Below are 21,044 nucleotides of genomic sequence, written 5' to 3' on the forward strand. Positions count from 1 at the left end.
CTAGTCCTCGCCCCACCGTAACGCCTGGACAGGACAGCTGTCGACGGCGAGCGCCGCCACCTCGGCATCCGACGGCGACACCGACTCGACGAGTGGCACGACGACCCCGTCCGCGCCGACGCGGAAGAGCGCGGGCGCCAGCGCCTCGCACATGCCGTGCCCCTCGCACCTGCCGCGGTCGGCCGCGAGTCTCACGGCCGAATCCGTTCGAGCCGGATGGGCAGCCCGTCGGCGGGTGTCGGACCGGTCCCCGCCACCAGCGGCACCTGGTAGTCCGCGGGCACGGTCCAGCGGTACCGGAGGAGCATCTGGTGCAACACGGCCTTGACCGTCATCCCGCCGAAGTAGAGCCCGATGCACTTGTGCGCTCCGCCACCGAACGGCGACCAGGCGAAGCGGTGCGCTTTGTCCTCGCGACGCTCCGGCGCGAACCGCTCGGGGTCGAAAGCCGCTGGGTCGCGCCAGAATTCGTCGGTGCGCATCATCGTGTACGGGCCGCACATGATCAGCGTTCCCTTCGGCACGTAGTGGCCGAGAATATCGGTGTCGCGCAGTGTTTCCCGGGCCTGCTGGGCGACCGGCGCGTACATCCGCAGCGCCTCCTTGAACGCCATGTCCAGCGCGGGCAGCCGGTCCAGATCGTCGTAGTCGAGCGAATCCTTTCCGAGCGCAAGGGATTCCGCGCGCAGCCGCTCCTGCCAGTCCGGATGCCTGCCCAGCTCGTGCACCAGCATGGCGGAGGCGATCGTGCTGGTGTCGTGCGCGGCCATCATCACGAAGATCATGTGCTGGACGACCTCGTCGTCGGTGAAGGTGTGCCCCTCCACGGTGCTGGCCCGGCACAGCACGCTGAACAGGTCGTTGCCTCGGCCCGCGCGTTTGACGGGGAGCTCGCGGCGGAAGTGCTCCTCGAGTACCCGGCGTCCGCGCAGCCCGCGCGCCCACACCCCGCCGGGCAGATCGGCGCGAACCAACGCCGTGCCGCCGTGCACCGCGTCCTCGAAGGCATGCTCCAGCTTGGTCCCCTCCGGCCCGAGCGCCGCGCCCGCGAACACCTCGGTGGCCTGTCGCAGCAGCAGCTTCTTGATGGCGCTGTAGACGGGAAAGTCCGTGGCCGGACGCCACTTCTGGATGCCGTCGCGCAGCAGCGGCGTGGTCAGCTCGAGATAGCCGACCAGGCGGGGGCGGGTGAACGCCTGCTGCATGATCCGGCGATGGAACAGGTGCTCGTCGAAGTCGCGCAGCAGCAGGCCGCCGCGGAAGAACGGGCCGATGAGCCATTCCCAGCCGCGCTGCGCGGAGAAGACCTTGTCCCGGTCCAGCATGACGACCTCGAACGCTTCGGGACTCCCGACCGTGACGACCGGCCTGCCGAGCACGCCCATCCACTGCACCGGGCCGAACCGCTCGAAGCGGGAGCGCGCGAACTCGATCGGATCGGCCAGGGTGTGCAAGGTGTATCCGATGCCCGGCGGTCCGAAATCGCCCAGGGTCGGGCGCAATCCGCTGTCCGCCGGCGGCTCGGCCAGTGGACGCACCCTGGTCGGATAGCGGCGCACCAAGCGGACGCCGACGCGCTGCACCCGCCAGGACAGCCGAGTACGTAGCCGCCTTGCCCCGTCGGATACCGCGCTGACTCTTGGTGGAACGAGAAGACTCATGGCCCATCCCTTCGCGACGCTGCGATGGATCGACATTATCGGAAACGCACGTTTCCGTAAACGTTTGTTTCCCAACTTGTGCTGTGCCAAGCTGGCCGGGTGACTCGCGCATTCACCGGCACTTACCGCGGGGTGTCGAGCGCCGAGCGTCGCGAGGATCGGCGCAGGCGGCTGCTCGACGCCGCGCTCGCCATCGTCGGCACGCAGGGCCTCGCGGCGCTCACCGTGCGCGGGGTCTGCGAACAGGCCAAAGTCGGTCCCAGGTTCTTCTACGAGGCGTTCCCCGATCTCGACGCACTGGCCTCCGAACTCCTGCTCGAGGTGCAGCGTTCCGCGCTCGACCGCGCCCGGACGGCCATCGCCGAGACCGAAGGCCCGCCCGCGCGGCGCATCCGAGCCGGGGTGGCCGCGCTCATCACCGAACTCACCGACGACCCGCGCCGAGCGAAGATCGTCTTCGCTCAGGCATACGGCAACGAGGCGCTGATGCGCACCCGCTTCGCGGGCATGCGCACGGTCGCCGCCACCATCATCGAGCAGACCCGCATCGTCCTGGATCTCCCCGAGGGGCAGGAAACGGCGGTCGCCGCGACTTCCCAGCTCATCACCGGCGGCGCCGCCGAACTGGTGCTCGTCTGGCTGGACGGCGGGCTCGACATCGACCGGGACGGCCTGATCGATCTGCTCGCCGATTTCACCATCGCGATGATCGATCGACTGCCCGGGGTGGCCGGTCGACTCAACGGCACCGCCTGATCGCGCACGATCGCGCGGTCAACCGAGCACATTCGATCACCCGCGGTGGTTGCCGGCGATTCGCGCGTGGGCGTACTCGCCGCCGAGACATAACGTCCTACGGCCCTGCGGCCGTTGAATCATGATGCTGGCGAATGTGTTTCACCACGTCGACCGGACGGTTAGGCCACACGGGCCGAGCCTTGGCTATACACTCTTTTACAGGTCAGTTCTCCTCGTAATTGCCGAATTGACCCCGGACACAAGATGTCCCGACCTATGACCGGCTGTTCTCTTCTGATTACGTTGGGAGGCAAGATGATCGATCACAGCTCACCGGTCCGGCCGACCCGCGTCCCCACCGGAGGTGCAGGATGATCGAGAGCGCGTACGCGGCCGAGGCGGCAGACACCACCGAACCGCGTCATCGCACCATTACCGACCCCGACGGCCCTGGCGAGCGTTTGCGGGGCAATCGCATGTGGACGGTCTCGGCCGTCGTCGTCGAGGCCGACGGCCCGAGTCCGCGCCACGGCGTGGTCGCGGGCGCCGACCTCGGCGACGCGGCCGAGCAGCTGTGTGAGTACCTGCCCGAGACGGGCTCCGACGAGGATTACTACCTGGTGGCCAGGCAGGTTCCGTTGGTCACGCACGGTCCGCGCAGCGGCGGCCAGATTCCGCGCCGCACCTGGGTCAGCCCGATCCAGCGCGACGACGATACGGGCCAGGCGACCTACGGGCGCTGGACACGCGCCGAGGAGCATCCACACTTCCGGCTGCACGGACCGCACGTCACCAACTGAGCGCGGCCCGGCGGGTTCACGCCGAGCGCCGCATCCGGTGGTCGGCGACGTGCACCCGGTTGGAGCAGCGCGGCGAACAGAAGCGACGCCGGCCGTTGCGGGAGGTGTCCACGAAGACCACCGCGCAGCCCTGGCGTGCGCAGCGGCCGATGCGTTGGGGGTCTTCGCAGAACAGCGCCGCGAGACCGGCCGCCGTATAGGCCTTCACCCGCTCGTCGGTCGGCGCGTCCTCGTGCGCGTAGTGCAGGTGCGGCGGACGACCGTCGTGCGTGGAAATGTAAGGGCGACTGGTTGTTTCGGCCAGTAGCGCGTTGAGCTGCGGCACCGAGGGCGCGTCGAACACCTCGGCGAGCCGCGCGATCCAGCGACGCAAATCCGCGGTCTGCTCCGCGTCGAGCGAACCCAGCGGCTTGTATCCCGCCGCGTCGAGCACCTCGAGCAGGTCCGTTTCCGGATCGGCGTTCACCAGCCGGGCGGCCAGTTCCGCCGCCGTGCCGCCGTAAGGGTTGAAATGCACAAAGTCATTACATCAGGCTGAGATCATGTCCGCCACCTGCCCTTCCTGCGCTTGGCCCTCCCCCACTGTCGTGTCCGCGCACGGCGCCGTCCGCTATCTGCGCTGTGTGTGCGGGCGCTGGTTGATCAGCCAGGACGGCGCGGTGATCGCCGCGGCGGGCGACAGTTCGCTGGCCGAACCGGCCAGGTGATCCGTCAGGCCGAGTGCGGCCCGCGCGGCGAGCGACCCGCCTTGTCCCGGTACATGGCGGTATCCACCGCGTGCATGAGCGCGTCGACCGCTCTCGGCCGGTCGACCACGTACACCGTGCCGACGCTGGCGCCGACGTGCACGGGATGCCCGGCCACCCGCAACGGTGTCGCCAGTGCGGCGCGCAGTTCTTTCGCGACCGCCGCCAGCTGCGGCTCTCCCGCACAGCGCTCGATCAGCACGATGAATTCGTCGCCGCCGATACGGGCCGCGAGGCCCGCGCGCGGCTCGGCGGCGGCCCGCAGGCGCTGGGCCACTTCGTGCAGCACCCGATCTCCGACGGTGTGTCCCCACTCGTCGTTGACGGCCTTGAAACCGTCCAAGTCCAGGTAGCACAGGCCGATCGGCGGCACGGCGCCGGCGAGCCGGTCGAAGAACAGCAACCGATTGGGCAGGCCGGTCAGGTCGTCGTGGTGGGCGTCGTGCCAGAGCCGGTCGGCCAGCTGCTTGCGTTCGGTGACGTCGACGGCCACGCCGATCAGGAATTGGATCCGCCCTTCGGCGTCGCGCACGGCCGACATCGACAGGTCGATGTGGGCCAATCCGCCGTCGGGGCGCACGTGCGGGGTCTCCAAGCGGAACCGATCGGTTTCCCCCGCCAGCATGCGCCGGAACTGACCGTAGGCGTGGCCGATGTTGGCCGGACCGAGCAGGTCGGCCACCGGACGGCCCGGCATGTGTTGCTGTGGCAGGCCGAGCATCTCGGCGAAGGCGGCGTTCACCGCGAGGACATGCCCGGTGACGTCGACAGTGCCGATACCGACCGAGGCGCCCGCGAACACCGCCTCGAATCGGGCCTCCGACAGTTGCCGCCGCACCTCGGCGTCCCGTGCCGCGGCCAGCGCCGCACCGAGGGTCGCCTCCTGTTCGACGAGCGCGGCGGCGCGCAGCGCGCCGGTACAGCCCGCGGCGAACTCCGCGGCCACGGCGACGGCGCGATCGCGCACCTGGTCGTAATCGAGGCCGTCCGGGGTGCAGACCTCCTCGACCATGTCGTGGCAGATCACCGCGATCGAACGACTGACGACGATCGAGTCGCGATAGTTCGCGGCGACCAGCACAACGGCCGCGTCGTGCGCGTTGCGCAGGTCGGCGTCGCCGCGGATGGCGGCGACGAGGAGTTCGGCGAGATCGGCGAGCATCGCTTCCGTCTCGGTCCGCGTGAGCGTGGGGGCGACGACGCCGTCGAGCGCGTCCGCCCATCGCAACGCCAGCTCACGCAGTCCCACTACTCTTCCCGCCTCAGCCCTTGCGACCCACGCCCGCGAGACCGAGCGATCGGCCGGGCGCCTCGTGGTGATCGCGCTCGGATTCCGGGCGCCAGGCGGGTAGCTCGACCACGCCCGGTTCCACCAGGTCCCATCCGTCGAACATAGCCGCGATCGCGGCGGCGGGGCGGAAATGAATTCCGACCTTGTTCTGCTGGGCCGCGTTGGCGCCGAGCTGTGCGGCGTCCTCGGGCCGCAGCTCGGAGGTCAGGTGCGAGATCGCCAGGTAGGAACCGCTCGGCACGGCGTCGCGCACCGCGGCGACCCGCTCGGCGGGCGCGTCGTCGTCGGAGAGCAGATGCAGCACCGCGACCATCAGCACGCCGACGGGCTGCTCGAAGTCGATCAATCCGGTGTCGCGGGCTTTGCCGAGGAGTTCCTCGGGCTTGCGCAGGTCGGCCTCGATCGCCGCGGCGCGATCGTGGCCGCGCAGGATCGCCTTCGAGTGCGCGACGGCGACGGGGTCGATGTCGGCGTAGAGCACGCGGATCCCGGGGTCGATCTTCTGCGCCACCTCGTGCACGTTGCCCGCCGTGGGAATGCCGGAGCCGATGTCGAGGAACTGGCGAACGCCCGCGTCGACCAGGAAGCGCACCGCCCTGCGTAGGAAGGCCCGGTTGCTCAGGGCGACTCGCGGAAGGTCGGGAACCAGCTGCTTGCCCAGTTCGGCGGCTTTGCGGTCGACATCGAAATTGTGCGAGCCCCCGAGTAGCGCGTCGTACATCCGTGCCGGGCTCGCCTGCTGCATATCCACGCCCTCGGGCGCCCACGCCGGCCTGTCCATCGAATACCCCTTTGTGTCGGGCCTTCCGAGTGACCGGAAGGCGCGCACCGCGCGGATGATTCGGTCGATCACCCGAGAGATGCGTCCGCATCGTAACCGCAGGTCCGAACGACAGTGCACCGCAGAAGATCACAGTTGCGCACCGCGGTGGCGCGCCCGATGCGGATACCCGCGAGGCAGCCCTTTACACCTATTAATGCAGACATGCGCATGTCTGCAAGGTAGGTTAGGCTATGCGACGGCAGCCGTCCGAAACGGAAGGAACGTTCGACCATGGGAGATCAGTGCGGGTCGCCGCGACCGACGAACACCGCGGCGGAAGAGCGTGCGTGCGCGGAGGATCGTCGGCATTCCCATGATCACAGCCACGACCACGGCAGCGGGCACCACCACCACGACCACGGCGTGTCCGCGGACTCCGACCCGCGCTGGCTGAGCATCGCGCTGGCACTGATCGTCGCGTTCATGGCGGCGGAGGTGGTGGTCGGTCTGCTCGCGCACTCGCTGGCACTGATCACCGATGCCGCGCACATGCTCACCGACGCCGCCTCGATCGTCCTCGCGCTGATAGCCATCCGGCTCTCCAAACGACCGGCGCGCGGGCGGTACACCTACGGGTACAAGCGCGCGGAGATCCTCTCGGCGCAGGCCAACGGCATCACCCTGCTGCTGCTCGCGGCGTGGTTCGTCTACGAGGGCGTCAACCGGCTGATCCACCCGCCGGACGTGGAAGGCCCGCTGGTTTTCGTCACCGCGCTGATCGGCATCGTCGTCAACATCATCGCCGCGTGGTGCATCAGCCGCGCCAACCGCACCAGCCTCAATGTCGAAGGCGCCTTCCAGCACATCCTCAACGACCTGTACGCGTTCATCGGCACGGCCATCGCGGGCGCGGTGGTGTGGCTGGCGGGCTACCCCCGCGCCGACGCCATCGCCGCGCTCGTGGTCGCCGCGCTGATGGTGAAGGCGGGATGGGCGCTGGTTCGCGAATCGGGGCGGATCTTCCTGGAGGCCGCGCCCGCCCACCTCGATCCCGACGCCATCGGCGCACGCATCGTCACCCTTCCGCAAGTCACCGAGGTGCACGATTTGCACGTGTGGGTGATCACCTCGGGCGAGCCGTCGCTGTCGGCGCACATCCTGGTCGACGATCGAGCCGACTGCCATGCCGTGCGGTTGGGCATCGAGCGGGTGCTGCTCGCGGAGTTCGGGTTGGAACACACGACGTTGCAGGTCGACCATGTTTCGGAGTTGGATTCGGTGGCGGCGGATTTGCACTGCGCGGAGCCGCACGGGCGGGTGCATCGCTCTTGAGGTGGGTCGACGGGGCAAGCTGCCCCGGTAGCGCGTGGTCATCACAGTGCGATCGGTATGAGGCGATCCCAACCGAACCACCGGTTCACCGGGGAGCGGATGCTCGCGGTTCGGTGCGACGATCCCGGATCGCCTGCGCCACTTCCTCCACCGCGGTGCGCACCATCGTGCCGTACTGGTCCTCGCCGAGCGTGTGCAGACATTCGCGGGCGGCGTCGATCTGCTGCCGGGCGGCTTCGAAGGAGCCGAGGCGGCGGTAGTTGTCGGCGAGGTTCAGGTGCAGGGAGGGGTAGAAGCCGCGCACCGCGAGGCCCGCGTGGTGGCGGCGGACGCGTTCGTCGGTGAGGCTGTCCGCGGCGTCGAGCGCGCGGAGGTCCCAGGTGAGGGCCTGCGCGGCGTCGTCGTGCAGGTCGGCGAGGTAGTGCGCGAGAGTGCAGCGGTGCAGGGGATCGCCCTGGGGGCCGAGTTCGGTCCAGAGTGCGGTCAGCGTGGTGCGAGCGGTATCGCGGTCGCCCGCTCGGCCGAGCTCGACAGCGTGGGTGATGGCGTCCATGGTGGCGTCGGTCTGATCGGTCATCGGATGTGGTCCTCCGTGCTCGGGACGAATGTAGGCATGACGAGGGTGGTGAGATCACCGTCCGTCGCCGAACGGACGACGACGGGCTGGTCGGGTGCGGCGAGATCGAACATCAGGTCCGGCCCGAGCGCGCTCACCACGGCGGAGCGCAGCACCGTGGACCGGAAGGCGAGTTTCATCGGTGCGCCGGTGACGACAGCGGACAGCCGGGTGGTGGCCGCACTCGCGACAACGAGACCGGACGCGTCGATGGTGCACACCACGATGTCGCCCGCCGCTTCCAGCAGCTCGACGAGGGCGGCGCGAGCCACCAGCATTCGGGTGCGGACCGGGGGCAGTCCGTCGAGCACCGCGCGGTAGTCGGGGAAGGGTTGCTCGATTCCGGTGCAGTGGTGCTCGATTTCTCCGCAAGTGAGGGCGATTCCGGATTCGCTCGGTGCGAGAACCACTTCCTCGATCGTGTCCAGCCATGGGCACAGCGGCGCAAGCTTCGCGGCTTCGACCACCACCGACCACTCCTCGCCGCCGTCTCGCAGCGGTGCGAGGGTGCGCGTCGAGAGGCGGTAGCGGTCGGTCGCGGTGAGGGTGAGTGCGGTCGAATCCGCTTCCAGCAGTACCCCGGCGAGCACCGGCGCGGTGTCATCGACCGCCGCGGCCGTGCCGACTTGTCCGAGGGAGCGCGCCAATTCGGCCGCGGGCACCGCGATGCCGCGCCCCGCGCCGAGGGCCCGCTTGACCTGCGCTGCCACCCGAGCAGCGGTGTCGGCCCGGCGCGCCAGTTCGGCGACGTGCGCGTCGAGTAAGCGTTCGGCGCGGCCCGGATCACCGGACAACACCTCGGTGATCGTCTCCAACGACAGGTCGATGCTCCGCAGCCGCCGGATCAGCACCGCCCGCTCGCACTGCGACCGCGTGTAATACCGGTACCCGGTCACCGCGTCGACCTCGGCGGGTACCAGCAGTCCGCAGTCACCGTAGAACCGCAGAGCGCTCGCCGTCAGCCCGCTGGCCCGCGCCAACGCCCCGATGGTGATCAACTCCTCGATCCTGGAACTCCGCACCGGGCCATCATGGAGTCTCAACCAACATGAAGGTCAACCGCGCCAGCTACCGAGCGGCGGGTGGTCGAGCTGCCGACAACTGATTCCACTCGAACCGCAGCCGCTGGTCCCCGGTCAACTCAACCGCACCTTCCTCCACCTCCCCCCGACGCCTACGCTCCAGCTTCTCGAACGCACTCACCACCATCCGATGCTCTCCACGCCGATACCGCCAAACCCCCACCACCTCCCCATCGACCAGCACCGCCCCCGGCGCCGACAACGCCCGCCACACCTCCCGACGCCGAGCACTATCCGGAACGAGCAAGGCCCGATCGGCTTGCCGCAGATACGGATCCCCGGGCGGAACCAGCACCACCCCCTCCGGCGCAACCGCCCCCAACACCGCGTCGACCAGCGATTCCGGCATCTCGTACCGCCGGTCGTCCACCTGCACGCGCACCAGCGTGCCCGCCACCTCCCTCCACGCCTCGTCGACGCCGACGCCGAGCCAATCGCGGAAGAGTGGGCGGGTGGTGGGGCCGTTCACCCGGAAGAACGCGCGCAGCAGGGCGAGGCGCGGCTGTTGGACGCCGACGGCGGGGTGATCCGGGGTCGGGTACAGCATGGTCGCGCGGTTCACCTCCGGGCCGAGCACGATCTGCGCGTGGCAGCCCGCCGCGCGAAACAGTCCGTCCGGTACATGCGTCGCGCGGCAGCGGTCGCACCACCGTGTCAGCGCGGGTGACACGCGCGCGGTCACCGCGGTGCTGGCGGCGGATTTCGGGGTCGGTCCGGTGACGACGGCGCGCAGCGCCGCGGCGATCTCGGCGACGGCCTCGGCGTGCGCCGCGCCGCCCTCGTCGGAGACGCGCGGCGCGAGTGCGTCGCGCAGCACGTCCAGCTGGGCGACCCGGTGCGCGTGCGGGGCGCCGCGCAACGTCCACCAGCTCACCAGTGGTCCGGACGGGTCGATGGCTCGCGCCAAAGACGTGGACCCGATGCGGTCCGTGCGCTGGCGCAGCGAGTAGGCGGCGCCGCCTAAGCGGCCGTCCTGGAAGCCGAGTAGTAGCAGGTCGTCCAGAAACCCGCCGTTGGTTCGCCCGTTCAGTCCGTGGCCGCGCCAGCGGTAGCCGAGCCACTGCGCGCGGCCGACGGCGATCGCCTTGGCCATCGCCCCACCATAGAGCCGCGACCGTCAGTATTCGTCGGTTCGCCAGGTCGACACCGCCCAGATCACCACGATGCTGAGGGCGATGATCAGGATGGACCAGTACGGGTAGTACGGCAGCGACGCGAAGTTCGCGATGATGGCGATCGCCGCGATGACGATCGCCGCGATCCTGCCCCAGGTGCTTCCGGTCATCAGGCCGATCGCGCAGACCACCAGGATGGCGCCGATCACGATATGGATCCAGCCCCAGGTCGAGATGTCGAACTGGTACACGTACTCGGGACCGACGACGAACAGTTCGTCGTCGACGACGGCCGAGATGCCCTCCAAGATCTGCAGTACGCCCACGGTCAGCAGCAGGATCGCGGCGCCGATGGAGGTGCCCGCGGCGATGCCCTGGCGAACCGGGTGTCGGGTTTCCGGTGTGGTCATCTGCATTCCCTTCCGCGAAGGAGAAACCTGGATGTCCATCCCAGCGGGTGCACCGGCGGAATACCTCACCCGTTTCGGGTGAGGATTCGGGATCAGCGCGCCGCGGCGGACACCGGCACGCGGTGGGCACGCGGTGTCGGCTTCAGCGTCTTGTTCAGGTTGGTGCGCAGGGTCGTGGCCGAATCCAGCAGATAGTTCTGCCGGACCTTCCACGGGTGCCGCTCGCCCTGGCGCGGGAACTCGTCGATGGAGCGCTGGACGTAGCCGGAGGCCAGATCGAGCAGCGGCTGCTCGGTGAGAACGTGATCCGGCTCGGGGACGACGGCCGCGTAGTCGTTGGCGTCCATGTGTCGCAGCACCTTGCAGACCAGCCGCGAGGACAGGTCGGCGCGCAATGTCCACGAGGCGTTGGTGTACCCGATGCAGACCGCGAAGTTGGGCACGCCGGTGAGCATCGCGCCCTGCCAGACGAACTGCTCGGACAGCCGCACCGGCACGCCGTCGACGTGCGGCGTGATGCCGCCGAAGGCGAGTAGCCGCAACCCGGTCGCCGTGACGACGATGTCGGCCTCGAGCACCCGGCCGGACTTCAGCCGGATGCCTTCGGGCACGAAACTGTCGATGTGGTCGGTGACGACCTCCGCCTTGCCCTTCTTCATCGCCTTGAAGAAGTCGGCGTCCGGTACAGCGCACAGCCGCTGGTCCCACGGGTCGTAGCTGGGTGTGAAGTGCTCGGCGACGGCCTGCTCGTCTTCGAGGATTCGCCTGGTGAGACCGATGAGCAGCTTGCGCGCGGATTCGGGACGACGGCGGCAGTACTGATAGAAGCCCGTGCTGAACAGGATGTTCTTGGTGCGGATCACCCGGTGCGCCGGGCGCGGCGGCAGCAGTTCGCGGATCTTGTCGGCCAGCTTGTCACGCCCGGGGACTGCGCTGATCCAGGTCGGGCTGCGCTGCAACATCGTCACCAGCTCGGCCTGCTCGGCCATCGACGGCACCAACGTGACCGCGGTGGCGCCGCTGCCGATCACCACGACCCGCTTACCCGCGTAGTCGAGGCCCTCCGGCCAGAACTGGGGGTGCACGATCCGCCCGGCGAAGCTGTCGGCGCCGGGGAACTCCGGCGCATGGCCGCGCTCGTAGTCGTAGTAGCCCGCGCAGGCGTAGAGGAAGCCGCAGGTGAGGGTGCGCTCGACGGTGTTTCCCGCTGCGTCGCGCTCGGCGAGGGTGAGTGTCCACCGGGACTCGGCGCTGGACCAGTCGGCCGAGAGCACCTTGGTGCGGAAGCGGATGTGACGGTCGATGCCGTTTTCGGACGCCGTCTCACTGATGTAGCGCAGGATCGAGGGCCCGTCGGCGATCGACTTCGCGTCGCGCCAGGGCTTGAACGGGTAGCCGAGGGTGAACATGTCCGAATCCGAGCGGATTCCCGGGTAGCGGAACAGATCCCAGGTGCCGCCGAGACCGTCGCGCGCCTCGAGCACGGCGTAACTCTTGCCGGGGCATTCGGTCTGGAGCCGGTAGGCGGCGCCGATGCCGGACAGGCCCGCGCCGACGATCACGACGTCAAGGTGGTCCGGTACGACTGCGGTGTCGGTCATGGCCTCCAGTGTGCGGATCCGATCGGCCACCTTCTTGACTTCACGCGACAACTATTTGATTCTGGACGACATGTCCGTCATCCGGTCCGCAGGCTTGCGCGGCTTCCGCGCCACCGTGGCGGAACTGGGCGGCAATGCCGAGGAATACGCCGCGGCGGTAGGCCTGCCCGCCGCCACGCTGGACGCCGACGATCTGCTCGTCCCCGACCAGGCCGTGGCGGCGGTCCTGGAGTTGGCCGCCCATCGACTCGCCTGCCCCGATCTCGGACTGCGCATCGCCCACCGCCAGGACTTCGACATGCTCGGCCCGCTGGCACTGGCGATCCGCAACTCCCCCACCCTGGCCGACGCGCTCGAATGCTCCTCGCGCTACCTGTTCGTGCACGCGCGCTCACTGAGCCTGGCCTTGGCGGAGGACCCGTACGGCGACCGCGGCGTGATCGCCTTGCGCTACGGCGGCCCGCCGGACCTGCCCGCCCCGGTCCAGGGCACCGATCTGGGCCTCGGCTTCGTGCACCGCGCGATCCAGCGACTGGCCGAGGAGCGCTACGGGCTGCGTTCGGTCGAACTGCCGTACCACCCGCCCGCACCGCTGAGCGCCTACGAGGAGTTCTTCGGCGCACCGGTGCGGGTCGGCCGGTCCGCGGCGATCCTGCGGATGCCGTGCGCCCTCGCCGACCGGCCGCTCTCGGGCGGTGACCAGAACCTGCACCGGCTGGCCATGGCCTTCCTCGCCGAGCAGACCGCCGAGGGCGGCACGTCGATCGTGCCGAGGGTGCGCGCCGCGCTGCGCCAGCTGCTCGGCACGACGCCGCCCGAAATCGGCGCGGTGGCAGGGCTTTTCACCACGCATCCGCGCACCTTGCAGCGCAGGCTGGCGGCGGAGGGCACCACCTTCGCCGCCTTGCTCGACGACGTGCGCCGCGACGAAGCCCGCCGCTACCTCACCACCACCGACATGCCGATGAGCCAGATCGCCTCGCTCCTCGGTTTCGCCGAGCAGGCGACCTTCACCCGATCCTGCCGTCGCTGGTGGGGGTGCACGCCGACCGCCCTGCGCCGGGCGGGCTGACTACGACGCCTTGCGCACCTTCTCCACGGCGTCGAGGAAGAACTTCTCGAAAGCGGCCTCGTCCAGCGAGTCCTTCAGCGCGGCGACGCGCACCACGACGGTGGTGCCGCGCAGCACGGCCATGCCCTGGTAGGCGGTGGACGTGAGCGGCTTGCCCGCGCCGACGGTCGAGGTGCTCACCGACTTGTAGACGATGGCCTCGGCGCCGTTCAGCCCGGCGGGCGCGTCCAGGTTCTCCACCTTGACCACCGAGGTGATCTGCTTGCCCTCCACCGTGGAGGTCGCACTCACCTCACCGCACTTCTTGTTGCCGTCGGTGATCTTCGCCAGGTCGGCGGTGCGACCCGCGACGAACTCGACGAACATCAGCCCGGCCTTCTCGTCGGTCGCGCCCGCGACGGCGGCGTCGGCGAGCAGGTCCTTGGTCGCCGTGCCGAGGTCCTGCTGGGTGTCCGCGCATTCCGCCGGGGTGATGGTCGAACTCTGTTGCGTGCCTGCGAGATCGGCGGCCGCAGTCTCCAGCCGGTCCTTGGGCAGATCGACTTTCTTTGTACCGGCCGGGAATTCGGATTCCGACAGCAGTAGCTGGTCGCGGGGGGTGGTCGGCGCGGCCGAATTCGACGCCGCGTCGTCGTTCCCGCCACAACCGGCGAGCAGCAAGACGCCCGCCGAAATCCCCGCCAGCAGGCGTGCCCCTGGGTACCGCAGTGTGATCATGCCGGTCAGCATGCCAGTACCCGTACCGCGCGGCAGCACCGGTCCGTGCTACGCGCGCGACGAGCAAGCGGCCTGTTCCGCCGACGGCGCGGCGCGGACAAGGTCAGGCGGCGGGGATCACCTCTAGGAGACCGGGATCGGTCGGCATAGACTTCGGCGCGAATATCGACTCGGAAGGGGTCGCATGGACACGGTTCGAGAAGTAGCCGAAGAAGGTAAGCGGCTCATCGACCTGGCCTGGCTCGGCGAGCTCACTCGCGACGACGCGGTGCATCGGTTCGTTCAGGTGGGCGACGGAATGGTCTGTCCGGTCACGGCGGGCGAGATCATCGACGACGGCGTGCGGTGGCTGGACGCCAATGCCACCCGACTACGGTTCCTCGGCTGGTGTGCCCTACTCGAACTACCGCTGCTCGGAGGTTTCGCCGTGCTCTCGCTCGCCCTCGGCGACTATGTCGCCGCGATGCTCGCGCTCGCGCTCCTCGGCGGCATGCAGTTCGCGCACCGCAAGTTGATACCGCACCCGATGCCGATCCGCCGCCCGCGCCGCGTGCGGCACTGACACGCCACCGGACTTCGTCGGCCCCAACGCTTTTCGGCGTGTGATCGGCGCGCTCCTCGTACAGTGAACCGGACGTGCGGGATCGTCCGACGGCCCGCCGGTCGGGGTTGCTGGCTTGCGGGAGGACGGCCGTGCGGATCGAGGACTTGCGAACGGTCGGGGACGAGGAACTGTCCGCCGACGTCTGCGTGGTGGGATCGGGTCCCGCCGGACTGACCATCGCCGCCGAGCTGGCGAATTCAGCGCTGCGCGTGCTGGTCCTGGAGAGCGGCGGGCGTGAATCGTCGGACGCCGCCAACGCACTCGACGACTACGACAACGTGGGCGCGCGCCGGGCACAGCCCGATCGCCTCGCGGGCGACCGGATCCTCGGCGGCAACTCGCACACCTGGAGCGGACGCTGCGCGCTGCTCGACGAGCTCGACTTCCGCGCTCGCCCTTGGGTTCCCGGCTCCGGATGGCCCATCGGCCCCGGCGACCTGGAGCCCTACCTGACCCGCGCGGCCTGCCACATCGGCATCGGTCACGGCAGCGGTTTCACCGACGACGGCTTCTGGGACCTGGCCGGTCGGACCCGCCCCGCCGACGCGCTGGACCCCGAGCGCTTCCGCCCCTACTTCTGGCAGATCAGCCGGGATCCGTCCGATCCGTTCGACTGCAAACGCTTCGGCGCGCACGTGGAAAGCCTTGTCGCGCGGAATGTTCTGATTCTGATCAACACCACTGTCACCCATCTCGACACCGATCCCGATGGCGCGCACGTGCGGACCCTCCAAGTGGCGGGCGCCGACCCGCGACCGCGAACGGTGCGCGCCCGCGCGGTGGTGCTCGCGACCGGCGGCATCGGCAATGCCCGCCTGCTGCTCGCCTCCCGGCGGACGGTGCCCGAGGGCCTCGGCAACCGGCACGACTTGGTCGGCCGCTACCTGATGGACCACCGCTGCGGAGCCGTCGGCGTGCTGGAACCTGGTGCGGCGGAGTCGATCGCGCAGCGCTTCGGCAAGTACGTGGTGAAAACGCCGCACGGCCGCCATACCTTCCTGCACGGTGTCGCTCTCTCTCCCGAGATCCAGGCAAAGGAGGGTCTGCTCAACTGCGCGTTGTGGTTACAGGAAGTGCCCGCGGCGGACGATCCGTGGGACTCGGTGAAACAGCTGCTGCGCGGGCGCGGCGACCGCCACGACGCGAAGGTCGCGCTCACCAACGCCGGACTGCTGTTCGCCGGTGCGCGACGCCGCCTCGTCCAGCACACGGGGCTACCGCACAAGCTGGATCGAATCGAGTTGCGCTGCATGGTCGAACAGGCGCCGAACGCGGAGAGCCGGGTCACCCTGACCGACCGCGCCGATCGGCTCGGCGTGCCGACCGTGCGGGTGGACTGGCGGGTGCACGCGCAGGAGGACGCCACGGTACGCCGGGCCGCCGCGCTGGCGGTCGCGGAGTTCGCCAGGCTCGGCTTGCCGACGCCGACGCTGTTCGAGTGGGCCGCGCCGGACAGCGCGCTGCCGCTGGAACTCACCGACTGGGCGCATCCGACCGGCACCACCCGGATGTCGGCCGATCCGCGCGCGGGCGTCGTCGACACCGACTGCCTGGTGCACGGCACGGACAACCTGTTCGTCGCGGGCAGTTCGGTGTTTCCCACGACGGGCCACGCCAATCCGACGCTGACGATCGTCGCGCTGGCTGTCCGGCTGGCCGATCACCTGCGCGGAAAGGTCGCGCCGAGCGGCTGAGGGGTCAGTCCGCCGCCTTCGAGCCATGAGCGAAGGCGGGCAAGCATTAGGGTGCGGAACATGGAGGACTCGACGACCAGCGGTTCCCATCCGTACGAGCCGCACGCGGGCGGGTTCGCGACCAGGCTGAACTGGTTGCGCGCGGGAGTACTCGGCGCGAACGACGGCATCGTGTCGACGGCGGGCCTGGTGGTGGGCGTCGCCGCGGCGACGACAACGACAAGCGCGATCTTCACCGCGGGCATCGCGGGTCTCTCGGCCGGTGCGCTGTCGATGGCGGTCGGCGAGTACGTGTCCGTCAGCACCCAGCGGGATTCGGAGCGCGCGCTGCTCGCCAAGGAACGCAAGGAGCTCACCGACGAACCCGAGTACGAGCTCGCGGAACTCACCGACATCTATCGGGCCAAGGGACTCACGCCGGAGACCGCGCGCAAGGTCGCCGAGGAACTCACCGCGTACGACGCCTTCACCGCGCACGCCGAGGCCGAACTCGGCTTGAACCCGCGCGAACTCACCAATCCCTGGCAGGCCGCGCTGTCCTCCGCGGTCGCGTTCACCCTCGGTGCGCTGCTGCCGCTGCTGGCGATCCTGCTGCCGCCCGTCACCGCGCGCATCCCGGTCACGGTCGCCGCGGTGCTGGTGGCGCTGGCGCTCACCGGTTCGGTCAGCGCACGGCTCGGCGGGAGCGATCCCCGGCGCGCGGTGCTGCGGGTGGTGCTCGGCGGCGCGCTGGCCATGCTGGTCACCTACGGTATCGGGCAGCTGGCCGACGTCTCCGGAATCTGAGGCGGTCACCGAGCTCCCACCCGCCGTGGGGGATTCGGCCGGGCGTAGACTTCGATGCTTTCCGAAGTCCGAGTCCGGAGGCCGAACATGCCCTTCCGTGATCGCCGGGCGGCGGGTCGGCGACTCGCCGTGCGGTTGACCGACTTTCGCGACGCCGACGCCGTGGTGCTCGGGGTGCCGCGCGGTGGCGTTCCGGTCGCCTACGAGGTGGCCCGCGCGCTGGACGCGCCACTCACGGTGGCGATGGTGCGCAGGCTACGGGTGCCCTATCGGCCCGAATTGGCGTTCGGCGCGATCGGCGAGGGCGGCGTCGGGGTGATCGACGACAAGATCCTGGCGCGCGCGTTCGTCTCCGAATCGGGGCGGGCCGAGGTGGAGGCCGAACAGCGAGCGGACTTGGCGCGCAGCGCCATTCGCTATCGCGGTGGCACGTCCGGCCTCGCGCTGCACGGGCGGACCGCGGTGATCGTCGACGACGGCATCGCCAGCGGCGTCACCGCCCGCGCGGCCGTCGCGGTGGTGCGGGCGGCGGGGGCCGAACGCATCGCGCTCGCGGCGCCCGTCGGCGCGGCCTCGGCGATCCGGGCATTGAGCGGGCGGGTCGACCAGGTGGTCTGCCTGGAGGGCGCGGAAGTGGTCACCTCGATCGCGCGATGGTACGGAGATTTCGCCCCGGTCGACGACGCCCAGGTGTGCGATCTGCTGGACGGTGCGGCGGCCGAATTGCGCCAGCGTTCCGGCGAATCCGGCTAGGCAGCAACGCACGCCGATGTCGGCCGAGAGGCTGCTCTCGGCCGACATCGGCGATCGGTCAGCGCCGGAACGCGTCCCGCACTTTGTTGGCGGCTTGTTTCATGTTGCCGCGGAACTGGTCCCGCCGACCTTCCGCTGTCAGCCTCGGGTTATCGGTCGCGCGTCCGAAGAATTTCTTCACGCGACCCCGCGCGGCTTGAATGCGGTGATCGAAACGACTGTTCCGTCGGTAATTGTCGGCAGTCATCGATGACCTCAGTAATAGTGCCTGCGGCCGCCGATCGGACGGCCCACCGAGCCTGCGATCCAGAGCACCGCGCCGATGATCAGCACGATGATGCCCGCGGTCGTCAGCAATCCGATTCCGAGCAACCAGCCCACAATCAGAAGAATCAATCCGAGGATAATCACGGTCACATCCCTTTCTTTCCGGTAAACCGTTGACGTGTCAGGTGGTAGTAGGCGCCTGGGTCTTGCCGCGAGCGCCCGCGATCGGCGGGGCTCCGGATGGTCGGCGCAGGAAGCGGTTCGGGCTCCAGGCGGGCTTCCCTGCGGGCGGCGGCGCGACGGGCGGCGCCTGTGGCGGAGCCGTGCCGCGACGAGCCGCCGCGGCTTCCCTGCGCGACCTGCGCAGTTCCCTGCGTGCCTCGCTGCCGCGGCGGGAGGTACGCCAGAGCCCGGTCAGCAACAGCACCAATCCGAGCGCGCCCGCCGCGCCGATCACCGTGCCGTAGAGGAATACCTCTCCGGCCGAGGCCGTGAACTGATAGTCGAATACGGCGAAGTCGCCCGTCGACGTGCGTAGCTCGCCGGTATTCGCCGCCACCGCGGCGACGCCGACGACCACCGCGCCGATCAGGACGATCAGCCCTAGGAGAATGATCATGACAATCCTGGTGCGCTGAAATGTTCTATTACGAGTCCGCTATTCCCGGTTCCGACGGGCTCAAACAACACGATCGGAAACGTTTGCGCCGCGCGGTTTCGGTGTATGCGCAGAACTGACCATCACCGGTCGATCAGCACCAAGGAGAGTCGAGCATCATGACCTACACCTTCGATCTCACCGACTACTCGGACGAGTCCGCCGTCGTCGCCGAGAACGCGCTGCGCGGACTCGGCGGCGTCGATTCCGTCGACGTGGACCGGGTCGCGGAGACCATCACGGTGAACTCCACCACCCTCAGCTACGGCGAGGTCCTCGACGCGATCAGGCAGTCGGGCGTCCCCGCGAAGTAGCTCAGCGAGTCGGGCCGAGATCGAGGCGTTCGGTCATCCGGTCGACCAGCTCCGGCACTATGCCGGGGTCGCGTCGCGCCGCGAGCGCCTCCCCGCGGCCCGCCTCGACCACCTCCGTGCGGATGACGGTCGTCTCCACATCACTTTCAGGTCCTCGCGCGGCTCATGCGCTGGCGTCTTGGTCGGCGGTCGAGGGATCGTCGCGGGTCAGTCGCTGAACTGGACGCGCGGCCGCTCGTGGATCTCGCCGTACAGGCCCCTCCGTCTCCGCGAGCTGCTCCATTCAGGTTGGCTCGGCCTTGCACCACGCGGTCCCAGGGCCGCTGTTCCAGCTCGCGTTTCCTTCCTCGTGTCGGCGTGCACGCCGGTCGACCGCATGACCAGCGGCAGTGTCGGATCATGTGGCAGCAGGGAACAGCACGGCGGCGAACACCGCGCCCCGCGCCGCCTGGTACCAACCCGACAGCGCACAGCGACGACCACGCGGCGGCATGGCAGGGCGACAACCACGCGGCGGCATGGCAGGGCGACGACCACGCGGCGGCACGGCGGGCGACGGCGCGGCCGTGCGTTGCCGCCGCGATGGCGATCAACCCGACGGCGCGCAGCGCGATTCAGCCTCAGCTCTGCGCGCACCGCCGCCAGGAGGCGCGACGCGCGACCGCGTACAGCCGTGGCAGCAGCACAAGCGGCCGAAAGCGTCACCGTGCCGCGTTTGCCGTCCTGTCGCGCGCCGGGCAACCCGTGGCGAACGCCTCCACCAGCCCGCGCGGCGCATTCGGCGCGCGCGGAGTACTTTGGTGCGCACCGAACGCGCCGAGAAGTGTTGGCGGACAAGCGGATGGGGGCTGGGATGCGAGAGATCTTCGATGCCGGTTTCGCGGCGGATCCGTGGCCGGTGCTGGACGCACTGCGCCGCGAGGGCGGCGTGCACCGTGTCCGCACACCCGACGGTCCGCCCGCCTGGCTGGTGACCAAGTACGCCGATGTGCGCGCCGCGCTGTCGGACAAGCGCTTGACCACCGACGTGAACAGGGCCGGACCGGTGGACTACGCCGGATTCGCCGTCCCGCCCCCGCTGAACGCACTGCTCGTGGCCGACGCGGAGGCTCATGCCCGCCTGCGCCGCCTGATCACCACCGAGCTGACACCGCGCCGCCTGACCGGGTGGGACGAGCGCGCGGCCGATCTGGTCGATTCGCTGCTGCGCGGCGCCGAGGCGGACCCGAAGGTGGATCTGATCGAGCGTCTCGCGGTTCCGTTGCCCACCGAAGTGCTCGGCGACCTGCTCGGACTGGCCGATTCCGAACGAGAAACCCTGCTGGACTGGGCGAATTCGACGCTGTTGCCCGGCGGGTCGGCGCCGCGGGCCAGGGACACTCTCGCCGCCATGCGCGCGTTCGTCGACGCCACGATCGAAACGGCAAGCCCCGACAGCCCGGTCGGGCGGCTGGTCGCCGCGAGCGGCGAGACCGGCTCACCGACCGCGGACGAACTCGCCGGTGTGCTGTTCTATCTGCTGTTCGTCTGGTACGAGGTGCTCGTAGACCTGATCGCGGGCGCGCTGCTCACGCTGATCGCCGAACCCGCGCACCGCAGGGCTTTTCGGGCGGCCACGGACCGGCGGCGCGCCGTGGACGAGCTGCTGCGCTACCTTTCGCCGCAGGTGCTCGCCGGAGCCCGTTTCGCGACAACGGATCTGGACATCGGCGGCTACACCGTGCAAGCCGGGCAGACCGTATTGCTGTGTCTCGCGGGCGCCAATCGCGATCCGGCGGTGTTCGATCGGCCCGACCGGTTCGACCCGACCCGCGTCCGCAACGCCCAGCTGGGCCTCGGCCACGGCGCCCACTCCTGTCTCGGCGCCGCGCTCGTGCACAGTGTCGCCGACGCCGTCCTCGAGCACTTCTTCGCCAAATGGCCCGAGACGACGCTGACGACGCCCGCCCGAGAAGTTCCGTGGCGCTGCGGTTTCCGGCACCGCGGGCCGCTCCTGCTTCCCGTCGCGCTCGCCTGAGCACCTC

Annotated in this window: 26 protein-coding genes; 11 read left to right on the forward strand and 15 right to left on the reverse strand. The window is 69.6% G+C overall.

Going from position 1 to position 21,044, the window contains the following annotated elements:
* Entirely contained in the window at positions 1–195 is a 195-nt protein-coding gene (locus tag T333_RS18645) for a ferredoxin (protein ID WP_355001035.1), read from the reverse strand.
* Positions 192–1,661 (reverse strand): cytochrome P450, encoded by a 1,470-nt coding sequence (locus T333_RS18650; RefSeq protein WP_496425246.1) that lies wholly within the window; start codon positions 1,659–1,661, stop codon positions 192–194. Before T333_RS18650 ends, T333_RS18645 begins: the two co-directional genes overlap by 4 nt.
* A 99-nt stretch (positions 1,662–1,760) precedes the next feature.
* Between T333_RS18650 and T333_RS18655 the strand changes: the two genes are divergently transcribed.
* Together T333_RS18655 and T333_RS18660 are read left to right on the forward strand one after the other, a co-directional pair.
* A complete protein-coding gene (locus T333_RS18655; protein WP_355001037.1) occupies positions 1,761–2,417 on the forward strand; it encodes a TetR/AcrR family transcriptional regulator in 657 nt (218 codons plus the stop codon).
* A 353-nt stretch (positions 2,418–2,770) separates the two neighbouring features.
* Positions 2,771–3,199, forward strand: a complete 429-nt coding sequence (locus tag T333_RS18660; RefSeq protein ID WP_355001038.1) for a hypothetical protein — start codon at positions 2,771–2,773, stop codon at positions 3,197–3,199.
* 16 nt (positions 3,200–3,215) lie between these two features.
* Here the strand turns inward: T333_RS18660 and T333_RS18665 are convergent, their stop codons facing one another.
* Positions 3,216–3,716, reverse strand: a complete 501-nt coding sequence (locus T333_RS18665; protein WP_357252450.1) for a CGNR zinc finger domain-containing protein — start codon at positions 3,714–3,716, stop codon at positions 3,216–3,218.
* 25 nt (positions 3,717–3,741) lie between these two features.
* Here T333_RS18665 and T333_RS18670 point away from each other — a divergent pair, with 25 nt between their 5' ends.
* On the forward strand, positions 3,742–3,906 hold the full coding sequence (locus T333_RS18670; RefSeq protein ID WP_355001040.1) for a hypothetical protein: 165 nt from the start codon (positions 3,742–3,744) through the stop codon (positions 3,904–3,906).
* Positions 3,907–3,910: 4 nt separating this feature from the next.
* Here T333_RS18670 and T333_RS18675 read toward each other — a convergent pair whose 3' ends face one another.
* Both T333_RS18675 and T333_RS18680 read right to left on the reverse strand, forming a co-directional pair.
* Positions 3,911–5,194 carry a diguanylate cyclase domain-containing protein gene (locus T333_RS18675; RefSeq protein WP_496425247.1) on the reverse strand — a complete coding sequence of 428 codons (1,284 nt, stop codon included), beginning with the start codon at positions 5,192–5,194 and terminating at the stop codon, positions 3,911–3,913.
* Between the two features lie 13 nt (positions 5,195–5,207).
* Positions 5,208–6,017 (reverse strand): SAM-dependent methyltransferase, encoded by an 810-nt coding sequence (locus T333_RS18680; RefSeq protein ID WP_496425248.1) that lies wholly within the window; start codon positions 6,015–6,017, stop codon positions 5,208–5,210.
* 405 nt (positions 6,018–6,422) lie between these two features.
* Here T333_RS18680 and T333_RS18685 point away from each other — a divergent pair, with 405 nt between their 5' ends.
* Positions 6,423–7,331: a cation diffusion facilitator family transporter gene (locus T333_RS18685; RefSeq protein WP_355001165.1), complete on the forward strand. Its 909-nt coding sequence runs from the start codon at positions 6,423–6,425 to the stop codon at positions 7,329–7,331.
* Between the two features lie 85 nt (positions 7,332–7,416).
* On the opposite strand, the gene T333_RS18690 is transcribed toward T333_RS18685, so the two are convergent.
* The 5 genes from T333_RS18690 to T333_RS18710 form a co-directional block, all read right to left on the reverse strand.
* Positions 7,417–7,908 (reverse strand): hypothetical protein, encoded by a 492-nt coding sequence (locus T333_RS18690; protein WP_355001046.1) that lies wholly within the window; start codon positions 7,906–7,908, stop codon positions 7,417–7,419.
* Entirely contained in the window at positions 7,905–8,969 is a 1,065-nt protein-coding gene (locus T333_RS18695) for a DNA polymerase III subunit beta family protein (protein ID WP_496425249.1), read from the reverse strand. Before T333_RS18695 ends, T333_RS18690 begins: the two co-directional genes overlap by 4 nt.
* A 46-nt stretch (positions 8,970–9,015) precedes the next feature.
* Entirely contained in the window at positions 9,016–10,122 is a 1,107-nt protein-coding gene (locus T333_RS18700) for a DNA glycosylase AlkZ-like family protein (protein WP_496425250.1), read from the reverse strand.
* Between the two features lie 24 nt (positions 10,123–10,146).
* A complete protein-coding gene (locus T333_RS18705; RefSeq protein ID WP_357252465.1) occupies positions 10,147–10,560 on the reverse strand; it encodes a DUF7144 family membrane protein in 414 nt (137 codons plus the stop codon).
* An 86-nt stretch (positions 10,561–10,646) separates the two neighbouring features.
* Positions 10,647–12,155, reverse strand: coding sequence for a flavin-containing monooxygenase (locus tag T333_RS18710; RefSeq protein ID WP_496425251.1), 1,509 nt, complete (start codon positions 12,153–12,155; stop codon positions 10,647–10,649).
* On the opposite strand from T333_RS18710, the gene T333_RS18715 reads away from it, so the two are divergent.
* On the forward strand, positions 12,154–13,227 hold the full coding sequence (locus T333_RS18715) for an AraC family transcriptional regulator (protein WP_496425252.1): 1,074 nt from the start codon (positions 12,154–12,156) through the stop codon (positions 13,225–13,227). The two genes, T333_RS18710 and T333_RS18715, sit on opposite strands and share 2 nt — an antisense overlap.
* On the opposite strand, the gene T333_RS18720 is transcribed toward T333_RS18715, so the two are convergent.
* Positions 13,228–13,944, reverse strand: coding sequence for a hypothetical protein (locus T333_RS18720; protein WP_355001052.1), 717 nt, complete (start codon positions 13,942–13,944; stop codon positions 13,228–13,230).
* A 184-nt stretch (positions 13,945–14,128) separates the two neighbouring features.
* Between T333_RS18720 and T333_RS18725 the strand changes: the two genes are divergently transcribed.
* From T333_RS18725 to T333_RS18740, 4 genes are all read left to right on the forward strand, one after another.
* Complete coding sequence (locus T333_RS18725; RefSeq protein WP_355001053.1) at positions 14,129–14,506, forward strand: hypothetical protein; 378 nt, start codon at positions 14,129–14,131, stop codon at positions 14,504–14,506.
* A gap of 131 nt (positions 14,507–14,637) precedes the next feature.
* Positions 14,638–16,242, forward strand: coding sequence for a GMC oxidoreductase (locus T333_RS18730; protein ID WP_357252476.1), 1,605 nt, complete (start codon positions 14,638–14,640; stop codon positions 16,240–16,242).
* Positions 16,243–16,302: 60 nt separating this feature from the next.
* Positions 16,303–17,028 (forward strand): VIT1/CCC1 transporter family protein, encoded by a 726-nt coding sequence (locus tag T333_RS18735; RefSeq protein ID WP_355001055.1) that lies wholly within the window; start codon positions 16,303–16,305, stop codon positions 17,026–17,028.
* Positions 17,029–17,115: 87 nt separating this feature from the next.
* Positions 17,116–17,781, forward strand: coding sequence for a phosphoribosyltransferase (locus T333_RS18740; protein ID WP_355001056.1), 666 nt, complete (start codon positions 17,116–17,118; stop codon positions 17,779–17,781).
* 58 nt (positions 17,782–17,839) lie between these two features.
* On the opposite strand, the gene T333_RS18745 is transcribed toward T333_RS18740, so the two are convergent.
* Genes T333_RS18745 through T333_RS18755 form a run of 3 tightly spaced genes read right to left on the reverse strand, consistent with a single transcriptional unit; the run spans position 17,840 to position 18,667 of the window.
* Entirely contained in the window at positions 17,840–18,028 is a 189-nt protein-coding gene (locus T333_RS18745; RefSeq protein ID WP_355001057.1) for a CsbD family protein, read from the reverse strand.
* A gap of 8 nt (positions 18,029–18,036) precedes the next feature.
* Complete coding sequence (locus tag T333_RS18750; RefSeq protein WP_221639457.1) at positions 18,037–18,192, reverse strand: DUF6131 family protein; 156 nt, start codon at positions 18,190–18,192, stop codon at positions 18,037–18,039.
* 37 nt (positions 18,193–18,229) lie between these two features.
* Positions 18,230–18,667: a hypothetical protein gene (locus T333_RS18755; RefSeq protein WP_355001058.1), complete on the reverse strand. Its 438-nt coding sequence runs from the start codon at positions 18,665–18,667 to the stop codon at positions 18,230–18,232.
* Positions 18,668–18,825: 158 nt separating this feature from the next.
* On the opposite strand from T333_RS18755, the gene T333_RS18760 reads away from it, so the two are divergent.
* On the forward strand, positions 18,826–19,020 hold the full coding sequence (locus tag T333_RS18760; RefSeq protein ID WP_355001059.1) for a hypothetical protein: 195 nt from the start codon (positions 18,826–18,828) through the stop codon (positions 19,018–19,020).
* A gap of 1 nt (position 19,021) precedes the next feature.
* Here the strand turns inward: T333_RS18760 and T333_RS18765 are convergent, their stop codons facing one another.
* The gene (locus T333_RS18765; protein ID WP_496425253.1) at positions 19,022–19,159 is read right to left on the reverse strand and encodes a hypothetical protein; all 138 of its coding nucleotides are present in this window, start codon (positions 19,157–19,159) and stop codon (positions 19,022–19,024) included.
* A gap of 714 nt (positions 19,160–19,873) precedes the next feature.
* Here T333_RS18765 and T333_RS18770 point away from each other — a divergent pair.
* Complete coding sequence (locus tag T333_RS18770; RefSeq protein ID WP_496425254.1) at positions 19,874–21,037, forward strand: cytochrome P450; 1,164 nt, start codon at positions 19,874–19,876, stop codon at positions 21,035–21,037.
* Positions 21,038–21,044: the final 7 nt, after the last annotated feature.

Source organism: Nocardia sp. CNS-044, from assembly GCF_059570515.1.

Coding starts and splice junctions, on each gene's coding strand:
- T333_RS18715 (WP_496425252.1), top strand. CDS start 12,154: ATGGCCTCCAGTGTGCGGATCCGATCGGCCACCTTCTTGACTTCACGC.
- T333_RS18770 (WP_496425254.1), top strand. CDS start 19,874: ATGCGAGAGATCTTCGATGCCGGTTTCGCGGCGGATCCGTGGCCGGTG.
- T333_RS18760 (WP_355001059.1), top strand. CDS start 18,826: ATGACCTACACCTTCGATCTCACCGACTACTCGGACGAGTCCGCCGTC.
- T333_RS18680 (WP_496425248.1), bottom strand. CDS start 6,017: ATGGACAGGCCGGCGTGGGCGCCCGAGGGCGTGGATATGCAGCAGGCG.
- T333_RS18690 (WP_355001046.1), bottom strand. CDS start 7,908: ATGACCGATCAGACCGACGCCACCATGGACGCCATCACCCACGCTGTC.
- T333_RS18670 (WP_355001040.1), top strand. CDS start 3,742: ATGTCCGCCACCTGCCCTTCCTGCGCTTGGCCCTCCCCCACTGTCGTG.
- T333_RS18650 (WP_496425246.1), bottom strand. CDS start 1,661: ATGAGTCTTCTCGTTCCACCAAGAGTCAGCGCGGTATCCGACGGGGCA.
- T333_RS18740 (WP_355001056.1), top strand. CDS start 17,116: ATGCCCTTCCGTGATCGCCGGGCGGCGGGTCGGCGACTCGCCGTGCGG.
- T333_RS18705 (WP_357252465.1), bottom strand. CDS start 10,560: ATGCAGATGACCACACCGGAAACCCGACACCCGGTTCGCCAGGGCATC.
- T333_RS18660 (WP_355001038.1), top strand. CDS start 2,771: ATGATCGAGAGCGCGTACGCGGCCGAGGCGGCAGACACCACCGAACCG.
- T333_RS18725 (WP_355001053.1), top strand. CDS start 14,129: ATGGACACGGTTCGAGAAGTAGCCGAAGAAGGTAAGCGGCTCATCGAC.
- T333_RS18700 (WP_496425250.1), bottom strand. CDS start 10,122: ATGGCCAAGGCGATCGCCGTCGGCCGCGCGCAGTGGCTCGGCTACCGC.
- T333_RS18745 (WP_355001057.1), bottom strand. CDS start 18,028: ATGACTGCCGACAATTACCGACGGAACAGTCGTTTCGATCACCGCATT.
- T333_RS18755 (WP_355001058.1), bottom strand. CDS start 18,667: ATGATCATTCTCCTAGGGCTGATCGTCCTGATCGGCGCGGTGGTCGTC.
- T333_RS18710 (WP_496425251.1), bottom strand. CDS start 12,155: ATGACCGACACCGCAGTCGTACCGGACCACCTTGACGTCGTGATCGTC.
- T333_RS18720 (WP_355001052.1), bottom strand. CDS start 13,944: ATGATCACACTGCGGTACCCAGGGGCACGCCTGCTGGCGGGGATTTCG.
- T333_RS18735 (WP_355001055.1), top strand. CDS start 16,303: ATGGAGGACTCGACGACCAGCGGTTCCCATCCGTACGAGCCGCACGCG.